Source organism: Desulfofundulus salinus (assembly GCF_003627965.1).
In the GTDB taxonomy this organism is placed as follows: Bacteria; Bacillota; Desulfotomaculia; order Desulfotomaculales; family Desulfovirgulaceae; genus Desulfofundulus; species Desulfofundulus salinus.
Window position 1 is genome coordinate 2192511 of sequence record NZ_RBWE01000001.1, and the last position, 13902, is coordinate 2206412.

Genomic DNA, 13902 nt, shown 5'->3' on the forward strand with positions numbered 1-13902 from the left:
CTCAAGAAAATGTCTCCTCTCTCCATGGTGACATTTTCTCAGACCGCTTACAGGGTGACAATATCACAGTCCGACGACATTTTCTATGAAAAAAATTTTACCAACCATGCGGGATATGATATACTGGTGGGTGGGCCGTTGGACTGGCCACCGGAACGAAGGAGGTTGTCCGCATATGGAAATAACTCATCCACAAAAGACTATTGTGGTGAGTATTCAGGGATGGGAACTGGAAGTATTGGAAGGACCGCGTAAGGTAAATGTAGATTTAATGGGAGAAATGTTGGAATTCAAAGGGATCTGGCTAACCGAACCGGAACGGGGCGTGGTAACCGTGCTCTGCTACCCGGAAAAGGTTTTTTACCTGGAAATAACTGAGGAGGAACTGCCGGTAAAAAGACCCGGTCGAAGAAATAAAGTTACCTTCTTACGGCCCATTGAACAGATGCAGCCGGAAAAAGATAATTGAGCACCCGCACGGCCTCTTGCCGTGGAGTGCCCATCATTACCAGCCTCACCCAGCCGCCGTAAAACTAACGGCGGTGTCGCTCTTTATGGGTCTTGCCGTGGCGAGATTTGCCCTCACCTGAGGAGGCTACCTTTAACACGGCAAAACTGGCCTGGCTCTCCATCAATACAGGTTCTATTTCCAGTGCCTCCTTGGGGCGCATAACCGTCTCCAGTTTTTTGAGTGTTTCCGGGGAGATTGGAGCCGACTTATCGTTCTCACTGCTAGCCTTCCCGTCTGTGTGCCCCCGGTTGTTTTGTCCCGACCTGCCAGATGAAGATTCTTCCCTGGCTTCAGCCAGCTCCAGGGCGCAGGCCACCTCCTCCAGGACCTTCTCCTGCTTCTGCCCTACTTCCCGCATCTTTTCGCTGCCCTGCTTGTCCTCCCCACAGCCGGCGGAAAACTTATCATGCATTTGTTCCACCGGAAGCCCGGCTTCGCTATTGATCTCCCTGTTTTCACCCCATAAGAGCTCGTAGCGCAACTGGCGGCAATCGGCAAGAATCCTTTCCATGTCAGCCTCAAGTGCCCCGATAACACCGGCTAGTCTGGTGAGAAAGCCTTCCCGGAACCCTACCTGGCCTTTGGCGCTTTCCATTATACCGGGCAAATCAACCAGTTCTTCTTCTACTCTATTGGCTAAATCCTGCAGGTGCAGCAGGGCCTCTGTAATCAAGTATCCCAGTTCCCCTGCCAACTCCTCCTGCTCCCTGCGCAAATCAAGATACCGCATAATTTCTTCAATTGATAGATCGGCAACCAGGCTTTTCTCCAGCACGCTTAATTCTTCAACCAGCTCGCAATAGCGTTGTAACATTTCATCAACCTCCAGGCATAATTTTCCGCTATTCTTATTCTACCATAAATAACCTTTTCCTTCATTAAATGGATAATTCTAGCTAAATTTTTTCGCACCTGGAACGGTCTTACGTTTAAAAAAATTGGTACTGGTTAAAATAACACTGAATGCAACATTTCCAAGCATGTGGGAGGTGAAATCAGGTGAACAGATACGGCTGGCTTGGAATCGTCTTTGGTATCTGGTTGATCATTGCTCCCTTTGTACTGGGCTATTCCAACGTAGTCAATGCCATGTGGAATGATATCATTTTAGGCATTCTTGTTGCTGTCGTTTCCTACCTGACCAATGCTGAACTCAGGGGAGCAAGGGTTGGTGGTGGAGGAGAAAACAAATAACCCCTTTCACGCTCACGCCCGCCCGGAACAACATTCCGGACGGGCGTGTTTTTTACTTTCGGTTGAAGGCCTGGCGCCATGTCACTGCCCAATGTTGAGCTTCTTGACCGGGGTTGGCGGGTATGGCATACTGGATCTAAGGAAGGGAGGCAATGGCCGTGCCGGGCTTTAACCCTTTTACATCACCCCGGGCCGAGGAAATCGAGCAAAAAATAAAAAAGCTGAAGGAAACCTCTCCGGGCCTGTCCGCCCAGGAACTGGCCATGAAAATCATTCAGGAGAGGGCCTGGCAATGTGCGCTGGTAGGATTACTCACTGCCTTGCCGGCGGTAGTGCCCGGGCTGGGAACATTGCTGGCCCTTCTGGGAGGGGTGACCCTTGACGTAACCCTGCTTACCTACCTGCTGGGCCGCATGGTTCTCGAAGTAGCCGCCATTTACAATAAAGACCTTACCGGTTACCGTTACCGGCGGGAGGCTTTTTGGGCCTTCGTTTTTGCCGCAGGGATAGGAAGCGTGGGAAACAGCCTTTCCCGGGTGGCCGTCACCCAACTTTCCAAAGACGCCTTCACTGCCCTGATGGAACGCACGCTTCTCTCCTTAGGGGTACGGACAACCGCACGTTCGACCCTGGTGCGTATCATTCCGCTCTTAGGGTTGTTGCTGGCCGGCGGGGTGAATTATTTCATGGCCATGGCCATGGGCAGGCGGGCCATACAGTATTATGAAAAACGGCAGGAATGGCCGGGCAGAACCATAAACGTTTAACTGAAAAAGGCATAGCAAAAGGACCCTTTCCCGGGGTCCTTTTCTTACCAACCGTTTTGGATAGTTAACCGCTGACTCCCACCTGGGATATTTCACCTTTGGACCGTTGCATTTCCAGGGCTCTTTCCCTTAAACGGAGGAAGTAGAGGGCGAAGGGCCGGTAGGCCAGGTGAGACCACTTGGTAAAGGGGACCTCCAGACCCAGAAGAGGTACCGTGAAAGCCAGGTGAAGGGCAAAGGTATGATAGGTCGGCAAAGGCATGCCCAGTTCCATGAAAATACGCATGAGTAACCCCGTGAAAACTGTAAACCAGAGCAGGATCAGGAACATCCAGTCAGTGGAATGGGAATACTGGTGAATTGGCTCTTTCTTGCTTAAGCGCCCAATAATGGCCTCAGTAGTGGCGTACAGCATGGCAATAGAGGCGTAACTCCAGAGCAGCTTACCCGGGTGCCACCACATGGGCGGTTCGTTGGTCAAAGACCACCTGGTAACAACATCGATGTTCACCAACATGAAAGCCACAAAGTAACCGCTCATGATGAGGAAGTGCCTCAACCAACGCGACTTATTGGTGCAGAGACGCATCCTCGCCTGTGTAGCAAAATGCACAATAAGGGTACCCAGCTCTTGGATGTATACGGATAACGGGATGCCGGCCGCATAGGGACCCATGACGAGCCTGTACATACGGTAAACATTGGAAAGCAGTAAAAAGGCCAAGACCGCACCAAAAACGTAGCCTACAGGGTGAACAATGTGTGCGGGGGCAAATGTCTCCAGCTCCACCCTCTCGGTAACCATTTCGCCGCTGAAACTGTAGACAACGGCCAGGGTGGCAAAGAAGAGAAGACCTACCGAAAGCACTTTCCATGCCATAGACGTGTAAAGCTTCCGTGAAAGACCAGTCCAGTCGTAAACGGACGTCAGGTACCGCCGCAGCGCCATCATCAGTTCGCCCGGATCGGCCTTCCTCGGACAGTTTTTCTGGCAATCCCCACAGTAATAACAAAGCCACGGCTCTACGGAATGCTTGATCTTATCCTCCAGGCCCAACTGCACGTACCGCATAAACTTGCGCGGAAACTGCTGCTCATCCGTTGCCAGGGAACAAACGGCCGTACAAGTTCCGCAACTAAAACACTGGGAGACAGTTTTAGCCCCAAACTTCTGGAGTTTCTTAGCAAAATGAGGGTTCACCTTTATCAATTAGCTCTCCCTCCCCATCGACGCGCTCAGGAGCTCCGAAATTTCCATCACCTTGATTGTTTCCTGTTTATCCAGAGCCAGGCAATCTGCTTCGAGCATGATCACACAGTAAGGACAGGCCGTAGCCAGAATATCCGCTCCCCGCTCCTCGGCATCCAAAACCCTTAATTCTCCAAAACGTTCTCCCCTGGGTACCTCAGCCCATAACCGGCCGCCGCCACCGGCACAGCAAAGGCTTCTTTCCTTTGCCCGGCTCAACTCGATAAGTTCTGCACCGGGAATGGCCTTGAGCAAAGTGCGCGGTGCTTCGAAGATTTCGTTGTGCCGCCCCAGGTAACAGGGATCATGGTAGGCCACTTTTTTATCCAGCGGGGCGGTAAGGGAAAGCTTACCCTCCTGCACCAAACCCGCCAGCACCTGGGTGTAGTGTACCACTTCGAACTCCCCGCCTAATTCGGGGTATTCATTCTTAAAGGTATACAGGCAGTGAGGGGAAGTGGTGATGATCTTTTTAACTCCCTTTTCTTTAAAAAGTTTAATATTGGACTCGGCTAGTTTTTGGAATAACTCCTCATCACCGATCTTGCGGACCGTTTCGCCGCAGCAACTCTCCTCCACGCCAATGACACCAAAATTCACTCCCCCTTTCTTCAAAAGATCCGCCACGCTCCGGGCGATCTTTTGACTGCGGGGATCGTAACAGGAAGTGCAGCAGACAAACAACAGATATTCGGTATCCGGCGTAAAAGCAGGCACTTCCACCCCTTGCTGCCAGTCCATACGCTTTTCCCGCGACCCGGACCAGGGGTTGCCGTTGGCATGCAGGCTTCCTACCACGGACCTCACGGGAGTCGGCACGAACCCGGCCTCGACGGTGGTACTCCGCATAGAACGTACATTTTCAATTATCTTTACCTGCCTGGGACAGTTCCGCTGACAGGTACCGCAGGTGGTGCAGGCAAAAAGTACATCCTCGGCATCGAAGCCTTCCAGGCCGAGCTGTGCCAAGCGTTGCATTTTCCGGATATAAAAAACTTCACTGGTATGACCAGAAACCAGGCGCCACGGGCACAGGGCAGAACAGAGCCCACAATTCATGCAATGATCCAGGGTTTGCGCTCCGGCTGCTACCAGATATTCCTTCATCTCTAAAGATATCTCTTTTGGTTCCATAATCTTTAAACCCCTTTGGCAATGGTTTTATTCGAAAAGGCTTGCTCAAGGCTAAACACCGGGGGCGGTACTTTGCGGCACCCGCTGCCTTGCACCTGCCGGCAGCAGATACAGCGCGGTTGCCCGCCGGTACCTGTTCACCGGAGGGCAACCGGCGAGAGGGTTTTTTTGCCCCCTCTCTGTACTCCTTTGAAGAAGTAGACCCACCTTACATTAGATACCAAATTGATGAGCCAAAACAGGAACCTGGAGAAGAGCCTTTTCTGTGAACCACCCCTCCCTTACGGAAGGAGCTTCCCGCTTCATCGAGGGCCATGGCCCGGCTCCACAGGCGTAACTTCGGGCAATCCCTGCCCTGGCCGCCTTTCATCCCCTGCCTTACGGCAGGGAACTTTACGGCGGGAAAGTTAAAAACCTTTATACGGGTTGGGACCGACTTCCTCCAGTTTGCTGGCAAAGTCCTCGATAATTTGAGGGATGCGGTCGTAATCCATAATGCTGACCTGCTCCATCCGCACCCGGTCAGATTCCAGAGCCAGGCGGTTCAATGTTTCTGAGATCTTGGACAGGCGGTAGCTGGCCAGTTCACTGCCCTTAATGAAGTGGCACTGGTAGTCGTCGCCGTGTTTGCAACCCAGGAGCAGAATGCCGTCAATACCCTTGGACAGGGCATCGGCAATCCAGATGAGGTTCATGGAGCCAAGGCATCTGACAGGAATGATCCGTACCCACGGACTGATGGTCAGGCGATTGATGCCTGCCATATCCAGGGCCGGGTAGGCGTCGTTTTCACAGGCAAAGACAAGGATTCTCGGTTTTTCCTCGTCCTCTTCCGGCACCTCGATGGCCTTCACCATGCTGCCGATCATGGGTACCGAGTAGTTCTTGAAGGAAATGATCCGCTCCGGACAGGCACCCATACAGGTACCACAACGCCGGCACCGGGTGGGATTGGGCAGCGGATTGAATTTCTCGTCTTCGTTGATGGCCCCAAAGGGACATTCCACCGTGCACCGCTTGCACTGGGTGCATCTCTGCATGAAGAATTCCGGGTAAGAGAGATCCCACACCCGCGGGTGCACCGCTGAACCTTGAGCCGTCAGTTCAATGCACTGGATGGCTTTGAGGGCGGCTCCGGTAGCATCCTTGATGGTTGAGGGAATATCCATGGGCGCCCGCACGCTACCGGCGGCGTAAATGCCCGTCCGGCGTGTTTCATAGGGGAAGCAGATAAAGTGCGAGTCCGCAAAGCCGTATTTTAAAGTAGGTACTTCGGGGCCCTGCCGGTACTCCAGATTCAGGATGTTCGACCTGATGATTTCATCCGCCGGCGGCTCGGATTCTTTGCCCTTCTCATCTGTCTGCACGACGAGCCTTTCCCCAATGGCAGTGGTGGGCACCATGCCGGTCGCCAGTACCACCAGGTCAATGGGTTCTGTTCTAATCCTATCCCCTACCAGCACATCATCGAATTCAACCACCAGGTTTCCGCCGTCTTCTTCAATGCCTGCAATTTCCCCTCTAAAGAAGAGGGCTCCTTCTTTTTGCACCCGCTGGTATAGAAACTCGTAGTTGCCCGCGGCCCGCATATCTTTATAGAAAATATATACCGTGGCTTCGGGATCCTTTTCCTTCACATAAAGAGCCTGCTTTAAGGATTCAGTGCAGCAGATGGCCGAACAGTAGGGCAAATGCTCTTTATCCCGGGAACCGGCACAAAGAATGAAGGCAACGCTCTTCACTTCCTTGCCGTCGGAAGGCCGCTTAAATTCGCCCCTGGCGGCCATTTCTTCAAACATCTCGCCGGTAATCACGTTGGGGTACTGGCCAAAACCGAGATGGCTCAACCTGGTGGCATCGTAGGCCACTGCTCCGGTAGCCAGGACGATGGAGCCCACCCTTTCGATAGCCAGGCTGCTGTTTTGTTTGATCTCGACGTCAAACATGCCCGGGGCGCCAGCAATTTTCCCAATTTGTGCGCCTTTATAAACCGTAATGTTGGGATTCTCTTCCACTTCCTTGATCAGCTGGGCGATACCAACATCTTCTAGCTCGCTATAAGGGGGCTTCAGGCCAACCTGCTTGTATAGCCTGGTAACCCAGCCGCCCAGGGACGGGTTCTTTTCCACCAGCACAGTTTTGTATCCGGCCCGAGCAGCTTCTGCTGCGGCCGTCAAACCGGCCAGGCCTCCGCCAACCACCAGGACGGTCTTGGACAGGTTTTCCGCCTGAAAAGGTTCCGGCAGGGCCGATTGCTGGGCTTTGACAATACCCATACGCAGGCTGTCTTCTGCCAGCATCTGGGTATCTTCATCGTTGGCCGGATGGCTCCAGACGCCCTGCTCCCTTAAGTTAACCCTTTCCACGATAGCGTTGGGGAAATTAAAAACATCGTAGTTCACCCGCATGGAGCAGGCCGCAATAACGATGGTGTTAACCCCTTCCCCTTCCATGTCTTGCTTAATCAGCTCAACGCCTTCCGCACCGCAAAGGAAGGGGTGGGACTTACAAACCGGTACTTTATACTCTTTAGTCGCTACCTTTGAGAGAGCATCAATGTCCAGGGCATCCCCAATATCACAACCGGTGCATATATAAACCGCCAGCTTCTTGTCCACCGTCATTTACCTCCCCACCGTCGATTGAATAGCCTTGAGGGCAGCGGCGGTCGCATCCTCGACACAGGAAGCAACATCCATCGGTTTGCTCACACAGCCGGCACTATATATACCAGGTGCGCCACCGACCGCAAAGCCATTCTCATCGTAAACTAAATCCGCAGGTGCTTTGGCCTCTCTTGTCGCCGGCGCCATTCCGGTCGCCAGAACAACCAGGTCGAATTTCTCTTTCATTAACTTCTGGGTCTCCTGGTCTTCCACCACCACAGTCAAATCCCTGGTTGCCGGATCTTCGGTGATGTCGCCGGCTTTTCCTTTAACTAAATGAATATTCGGATTATCTTTTACTTTCACGTAAAAGTCCTCAAACTTACCCAGCGCCCGGATATCAATGAAATAAATGTAAACTTGAGCATTTGGGTTTTGATCGATGATATAGGTAGCCTGCTTTAAAGATGCGAGGCAGCAAATACCGGAACAATAGGGCAGGTGATTTTCATCCCGGGAACCGGCGCACTGCACAAAAGCCACCCTTTCCACCGGCTTGCCGTCGGAGGGGCGCAGGATCCTGCCCTGGGTGGGACCATTGGAAGCGGCCAGCCTTTCCAGCATCACGTTGGTAATGACATTTTCATACTGGCCAAAGCCGTAATATCCAATGCTGGAGGCATCATAGGGGTTCCAGCCGGTAGCCCAGATAATGGCACCAACCCTCAAAGTCATCTCCTTGGGCTCCATATTCAAATCGACGGCATTAACCGGACATACCTCGGCACACTTATTGCATCTCGAGCAGGCCCCTGCATCAATAACATACTTCATTGGGAAGGCAAAAAGGTGTGGCAAATAAATGGCCCTGGTTTTGTCCAGACCGTAGTTGAAGGTATTCTTTCTTTCCTCCGGACATACCTCTACACACTTGCCGCAGGCGGTGCAATTCTCATTGACATAACGGGGGTGGATTTTTACCTTAACTTCGAAATCCCCTTCCTGACCGGAAACTCCTGTAACTTCAGCCAGGGTAAGGAAGCGTATCTTGGGATTACCTTTAATCCTGCGGAAATTGATCTCTAAACCGCAGTTCGGGGGGCAAAGCTTGGGAAAATATTGATTCATCTGGGCTACCCTGCCGCCAAGGTAAGGGTTTTTCTCAATAATAAAGACTTCATAGCCAACCTCTGAAGCCTCAATAGCAGCAGTTAACCCGCTTATTCCCCCTCCAACCACCAGGATGCTCTTATTACCCATATTTTCATCACCGTCGCAAGTTTAGTTTTTGAAAAATAAGGGTAAGCCGTGGCCGCGAACAGCCACGGCTCTCATCACATATGCAGATAAGGTAACAGTTTGATAGGGCTACTGATTAATCAATGATGGAGATGACGGGCCGCTTGAAGACTTCCCACTGCCCGGTGTTACGATCCCAACGGCAGTTGACGAAACACTTCCAGTTCTCTTCGTCCAGGTTCGGGAAGTCCGCCCTGATGTAGTAGCCGGGCCACCTGGTTTCTTCGCGGAACAGCACGCTCCTGATGTGGGCCTCGGCCTGCCACATCCTGTGGACGTTCTCCCAGCACCGCATCAGTTCATGCAGGTTCTCGGCAGCCAGTTTTTCCGAGTCCTCCTTCAACATTTCCAATAGCTCCAGGCCCTTTTCGAGCAGGTACTTGTTGGTGGTGAAGGACTTGGATACACCGCCGGCATACTCGTCCATGAGCTTCTGCAGGCGGAACATGAACTGCTTCGGACGGATGTAGTTGGGGTTCACATCCGGGTCGGTGGTCATGCCCTTGTACTGCTCGAAGGTGTCCAGCGGCTTCAAGATCCTGGCCTTCAGTTCTTCAACTTGAGCCGCGTCCACCTTGGGCTCCTCGTTGTTCTCCACGATGAACCGGATGGCAGACTTGGCTGCAATCCGCCCCTCAGTGAAGGAACCGGAGGAGAACTTGTGACTGGAAGCACCGGAAGCGTCGCCGGCACAGAACAGACCCTTGACAGTGGACATGTTGGTGTAGCCCCACTGATACTCAGCCGGAGCAATGTCCTCGGGACCGCTGACCCAGGCGCCGGAAGCACCGGAGTGCGAACCGATGAAGTAGGGCTCGCAGGCGGCAATCTCAGAAGGCTTTTCCTCGGGGAAGGTGTTGGTAGCCGCCCACAGCAGGGCCTGGGAAATGGTCATGTCGAGGAAATCTTCCCAAGCTTCGGCTTCCAATTCCTTAAGCTTCTTCTTGCGCTGCTTCTCGTCGGGCATTTCCTGAGCCAGGCGCTGAATGGCTTCCTCAGTTCTCATGTAGATGGGCCCCTTGCCGGCTCTTTCGTCAATGAGACCCAGGTGGTTCCGCAGGTTGGCCGGGATGGGCTTGGTCAGACCGTAAGGAGCATACTGCTCAAGCACATCCGGGTGGGTCTTCATGTAGTCCTCGCCCAGGGCGTTGGTAGCCACGGACTTGAAGAGCAGGAACCAGGCACCCACCGGGCCGTAGGCATCCTTGAAGCGCACAGGGATAAATCTTACTTCCTGGCAGGTCATTTCGGCGCCGGCCTTCAGGGTGAAGTATGCGCTGGAACCGGTGTTGAAGGGAGGATACCAGGAGCGGCCGAGACCCTCGCCGGTGGAACGGGGCCGGAATACGTGCACGGCGCCACCCATGCCCACCAGGACGGCCTTTGCCTTAAAGACATAGAATTTGTTCTCGCGGACGCTGAAGCCAACGGCACCAACACAGCGGTCGCCATCCATCAGGGGCTCCACGATGAACACGCGCTCGTAGATATTGTCGGGACCGAGAGCATTCAGGGCGTTCTTCGCGGCTTCCGCAACGATGATCTTGTAGGATTCACCGTTGATCATAATCTGCCAGCGGCCTTCATGGACGTACTTGCCGTTCTCGTCTTTCCAGATGGGCAGGCCCCACTTTTCAAACAAGTGCACGGTGGAGTCAACGTGGCGGGCGATGCTGTAAACCAGGTCCTCCCTGGTGATACCCATGAGGTCCTGTCTGACATAACGGACGTAGTCCTCAACGGTGTTGTCGCCGGCAGCCTGGCCGATGTAGAGGTTAATAGCGGACAGACCCATGGCTACGGCACCACTGCGGTCCATAGCGGCCTTATCCACCAGGGTGACTTTGAGGCCGTGCTTCTTGGCCCAGTAGGCGGCTTCTACGGCGGCACCGCAAGCCGACATACCACCACCAATAATCAATAGATCAGTACTGACTTCTACAGTTTCAAAATTTGCCATTTGCCTAACCTCCTCTTCTAATTATTTCTTCAGGGTCGGAACTTCGCAGCCCAGGGAACCGGGTTCAGTAAACAGCACATAGCTCTTCAGGTCGTCAGTGCCGGTTTCGAAGCCAGCATCGGGTACGATGGAGCCTTCCGGCGTGGTCCGGATTGGGAACTTGAAGCGCTTAATGGTGCCGTTCCGGAACTTGATGGTCCACATAATGTCTTCCGAACCTCTTAAAGGAATGGTGCTGGCACCCATGGGAACAAAGTCGGCGTATCCCCTTACGTCCATGGCCTGCTGCGGGCAAATCTTCACGCAGCAAAGGCATTCCCAGCACATTTGAGGATCCCGGTTGTACGCCTTCATTCTTTCTTTATCCAGAACCATCAGGTCATTAGGACAAATGTACATGCATGCAGTTTTGTCCTGCCCTTTGCAGCCGTCACATTTTTCAGCGATTACATAACTTGGCATAAACTCTAACCTCCTCATAAATTTTTGATTGCATTAAGGCACGCTGGAAAGAAAGCCTCCCTCTTCCCGCTACCCACCTCCCCTTCTGGCTGGTTACTTATTAAGTGGTTTTTAATAGTTTTTAAGGAAATCATCCATTACGTCTATGCTTTGCTTTTCAACCACCAGGTCAAAGATCTTGTCTTTTACTTCTCTGGGTAACAATTCGATGCTCTTGGTGGTGGCAGAGTCGTATTTAGCCGTGGGGAAGACTTTTAACACTTTATCCTTTTGCTCCTCGGTGCAGGGGACCTTAATTACCTTCAAGCCAGCCAGTGCCTCTTCCGCCATGTTGGCCAGACCGGCTTTTTGTAGCTTCTCATACCTCTCCTCGTTGATCCAGATATTAATGGTAATGGACATCTCGCCACCTCCTAAACTAGTACTTCATGTCGGGAAGACTAAAGACGGGGTTCCGCTCCTGCAAATACTTGTCTGTGACAAAAGCAGAACCAAAGCCGTACTTTTCTGCGCATTCCATGATGAGGTCGAATACTTCGGGTCTGAAGATCAGGCGAGGTGGCTTTACACCATCCTGGATGATGCTCCTGATCAAAGTGCCGCTGAAGTTTTGACTGTGCTCCTTGTGGCCACACAGCCCGGAATAGGTTACCTCACCGCAAATGGGGCAGTACCACCAGGCAAGCACACGGACTGGCTTAATGTTCAATGCACCTTCGGGGAACTGGTCAAATATTCTGTGGGCATCGTACGGGTCATAATAGGTACCCACTCCGGCATGGTCCCGGCCAAACATGTGGTGGGTCAAACCGAGGTTGGATCTCAAAATGGCGTGGAAAACGGCCTCTTTGGGACCAGCATAGCGCATATCCCAGAGGGTAATGGAGGTCAAATGTACGTCTTCCCTGAAGTAGCCCGCTTTGCGCAATACATCATGGCACAAAACGATGGCCTCATCGATGTAGTCGCCTTTTCTTTTCTCGCCGATAATGGCATTGACCAGCACGCCGGTAAGGGTCTTCTCCACGGGCAGTTCACCGTGAGTAGACAACCAGGCGCCCTTCATGAGCCACTCGTGTCCGGTGTGGGGTACGTTTCTGGTTTGATGGGCTACGATTCTCTGCCAGCCTTTTTCGGCAAACTTCTGCCTCAGCTGTTTCGGAGTGAAGAAGAATTCGTCAAAAGGAGGGTTAATCTTGGGCGGGTTGACAAGGGTGATTTTTCCACCGATAAACTTATCCTTGTAGTTATAAGTCCTGGCTACACCGGGGTGTTTTTCTTCCGTAGTGCCGTAGACCTTCTGAGCCATCTCTTGCTTGTCATAGGTGAAGATCTCTTCTACTTCAAGGATGGCCATCGGCTTATCCTGGTAGGTTAACAGCAGCTTATCGCCTTCTTTAATGCCTTTTTCGTTGATTTCTTCGGTGGAAATATCGAAAACAATGGGGATAGGCCACAGCACACCATTGGCGAGCTTCATTTCATTGCAAACGCCTTCCACGTCTGCTCTGGTCATAAATCCTTCCAGGGGCGTGAAAAATCCGTAAGAAATATCTATGATTTCCCTGGCTATTTGCCCACGGATAGGTACCGGAGTTAAACCTTTAATTGCCTCAGCAGCTTTTTCAGGTTCTAAAACCCTTTCCACAATTTCTTTGCCGCCATGGCCAATATAGGTCATTTCCCTTCTCCTTCCTTTAAAAATTGTGATTGTAACTGTGTACTTCACCTCTTTAATGAACCTTCTTTATGACTATCCCCTCCCCTTCCCGTTTGGAAATATAACTGACAAGAGCCTTACATGAGCACGCAGAACAGGGCACGCTAACATTATATATATCAATCTCTCTCTATCCTACTATTTTCCAGCAATAATTGTCGTCTACTTGCTAATTAATTTACTTGCTATCTGTTAGTATATCTGGTGGGCTGATAACGCCGGGGGTTTAAGCTATCCTTACCATCTACCCCTGTTCACTTAATTAAGTACTATTCTACACAAAAACGAAACCTCCTTCTAACGAAGGTCAGAAAATTTTAATTTAATTTTTAAAACAATGCGACAAATGGTTGAGACTGAAACACGCTGTGGTATTTTATCCCCCCATTTGTGATGGTGAAGGCTATCACTTGTTTATATACCATAAATTCAAGGAGCTGACAAGCACTTCTTGTGACCGTAAAAGGGTTCACGTTATTTGGTCACAAAGAACCGCTGAACCGCTGTTTCAGGCAACCCACTAAGTGCGCTGCGCTACTAGCTACAGGCCCCCCAAAAAAGGAAAAGCCAAGGAGAACAACTCCTCAGCTTTTCCGGCTTCGCCTGGAGGCGACACCCGGATTCGAACCGGGGAATAGCGGTTTTGCAGACCGCCGCCTTAGCCACTTGGCTATGTCGCCATAAAAAATGGAGCGGAAGACGGGATTCGAACCCGCGACCCTCGCCTTGGCAAGGCGATGCTCTACCACTGAGCCACTTCCGCACGTTTGACGAGTATATTATATATTACTTTTGCCGGTTTGTCCAGGTGGTGCCACGGGCCGGAATCGAACCAGCGACACGCGGATTTTCAGTCCGCTGCTCTACCAACTGAGCTACCGTGGCACATTAGATTGGCGGAGCTGACGGGAGTCGAACCCGCGATCTCCGGCGTGACAGGCCGGCATGTTAGACCACTACACCACAGCTCCGCTTCTATTACCTGCAGCCCGGGGTTACC

At 52.1% G+C, this 13902-nt stretch carries 12 protein-coding genes and 4 tRNA genes; 3 read left to right on the plus strand and 13 right to left on the minus strand.

Annotated elements, in window-relative coordinates:
* Positions 1-175 precede the first annotated feature (175 nt).
* Entirely contained in the window at positions 176-469 is a 294-nt protein-coding gene (locus D7024_RS11210; protein WP_121451888.1) for a hypothetical protein, read from the plus strand.
* Between the two features lie 64 nt (positions 470-533).
* Here the strand turns inward: D7024_RS11210 and D7024_RS11215 are convergent, their stop codons facing one another.
* Positions 534-1325, minus strand: a complete 792-nt coding sequence (locus D7024_RS11215; RefSeq protein ID WP_121451889.1) for a hypothetical protein — start codon at positions 1323-1325, stop codon at positions 534-536.
* A 185-nt stretch (positions 1326-1510) separates the two neighbouring features.
* On the opposite strand from D7024_RS11215, the gene D7024_RS11220 reads away from it, so the two are divergent.
* Together D7024_RS11220 and D7024_RS11225 are read left to right on the plus strand one after the other, a co-directional pair.
* A complete protein-coding gene (locus D7024_RS11220) occupies positions 1511-1705 on the plus strand; it encodes an SPW repeat protein (RefSeq protein WP_121451890.1) in 195 nt (64 codons plus the stop codon).
* Between the two features lie 158 nt (positions 1706-1863).
* Complete coding sequence (locus D7024_RS11225; RefSeq protein WP_125185650.1) at positions 1864-2472, plus strand: hypothetical protein; 609 nt, start codon at positions 1864-1866, stop codon at positions 2470-2472.
* A gap of 64 nt (positions 2473-2536) precedes the next feature.
* On the opposite strand, the gene D7024_RS11230 is transcribed toward D7024_RS11225, so the two are convergent.
* The 12 genes from D7024_RS11230 to D7024_RS11290 form a co-directional block, all read right to left on the minus strand.
* Positions 2537-3673 (minus strand): 4Fe-4S dicluster domain-containing protein, encoded by a 1137-nt coding sequence (locus D7024_RS11230; RefSeq protein ID WP_243113855.1) that lies wholly within the window; start codon positions 3671-3673, stop codon positions 2537-2539.
* Positions 3674-3682: 9 nt separating this feature from the next.
* Positions 3683-4858 carry a (Fe-S)-binding protein gene (locus D7024_RS11235; RefSeq protein WP_121451893.1) on the minus strand — a complete coding sequence of 392 codons (1176 nt, stop codon included), beginning with the start codon at positions 4856-4858 and terminating at the stop codon, positions 3683-3685.
* Positions 4859-5262: 404 nt separating this feature from the next.
* Positions 5263-7473, minus strand: a complete 2211-nt coding sequence (locus tag D7024_RS11245; protein ID WP_121452551.1) for an FAD-dependent oxidoreductase — start codon at positions 7471-7473, stop codon at positions 5263-5265.
* 6 nt (positions 7474-7479) lie between these two features.
* Positions 7480-8721 (minus strand): CoB--CoM heterodisulfide reductase iron-sulfur subunit A family protein, encoded by a 1242-nt coding sequence (locus D7024_RS11250; protein ID WP_121451895.1) that lies wholly within the window; start codon positions 8719-8721, stop codon positions 7480-7482.
* 115 nt (positions 8722-8836) lie between these two features.
* Positions 8837-10720: an adenylyl-sulfate reductase subunit alpha gene (gene aprA, locus D7024_RS11255; protein ID WP_121451896.1), complete on the minus strand. Its 1884-nt coding sequence runs from the start codon at positions 10718-10720 to the stop codon at positions 8837-8839.
* Between the two features lie 21 nt (positions 10721-10741).
* Positions 10742-11182, minus strand: coding sequence for an adenylyl-sulfate reductase subunit beta (gene aprB, locus D7024_RS11260; RefSeq protein ID WP_121451897.1), 441 nt, complete (start codon positions 11180-11182; stop codon positions 10742-10744).
* Between the two features lie 111 nt (positions 11183-11293).
* Positions 11294-11584: a DUF6955 family protein gene (locus tag D7024_RS11265; RefSeq protein ID WP_072870904.1), complete on the minus strand. Its 291-nt coding sequence runs from the start codon at positions 11582-11584 to the stop codon at positions 11294-11296.
* 16 nt (positions 11585-11600) lie between these two features.
* On the minus strand, positions 11601-12863 hold the full coding sequence (gene sat, locus D7024_RS11270; protein ID WP_121451898.1) for a sulfate adenylyltransferase: 1263 nt from the start codon (positions 12861-12863) through the stop codon (positions 11601-11603).
* A 643-nt stretch (positions 12864-13506) separates the two neighbouring features.
* Positions 13507-13582 (minus strand) — tRNA-Cys (locus tag D7024_RS11275).
* Positions 13583-13590: 8 nt separating this feature from the next.
* Positions 13591-13665 (minus strand) — tRNA-Gly (locus D7024_RS11280).
* 46 nt (positions 13666-13711) lie between these two features.
* Positions 13712-13787: transfer RNA gene (locus tag D7024_RS11285), tRNA-Phe, on the minus strand.
* A 9-nt stretch (positions 13788-13796) separates the two neighbouring features.
* Positions 13797-13873: transfer RNA gene (locus tag D7024_RS11290), tRNA-Asp, on the minus strand.
* Positions 13874-13902: the final 29 nt, after the last annotated feature.

What these genes read in the sequence shown, in the direction of transcription:
- D7024_RS11210 (WP_121451888.1), top strand. Translation starts at nt 176, where the DNA reads ATGGAAATAACTCATCCACAAAAGACTATTGTGGTGAGTATTCAGGGA.
- D7024_RS11215 (WP_121451889.1), bottom strand. Translation starts at nt 1,325, where the DNA reads ATGTTACAACGCTATTGCGAGCTGGTTGAAGAATTAAGCGTGCTGGAG.
- D7024_RS11250 (WP_121451895.1), bottom strand. Translation starts at nt 8,721, where the DNA reads ATGGGTAATAAGAGCATCCTGGTGGTTGGAGGGGGAATAAGCGGGTTA.
- aprA (WP_121451896.1), bottom strand. Translation starts at nt 10,720, where the DNA reads ATGGCAAATTTTGAAACTGTAGAAGTCAGTACTGATCTATTGATTATT.
- aprB (WP_121451897.1), bottom strand. Translation starts at nt 11,182, where the DNA reads ATGCCAAGTTATGTAATCGCTGAAAAATGTGACGGCTGCAAAGGGCAG.
- D7024_RS11265 (WP_072870904.1), bottom strand. Translation starts at nt 11,584, where the DNA reads ATGTCCATTACCATTAATATCTGGATCAACGAGGAGAGGTATGAGAAG.
- sat (WP_121451898.1), bottom strand. Translation starts at nt 12,863, where the DNA reads ATGACCTATATTGGCCATGGCGGCAAAGAAATTGTGGAAAGGGTTTTA.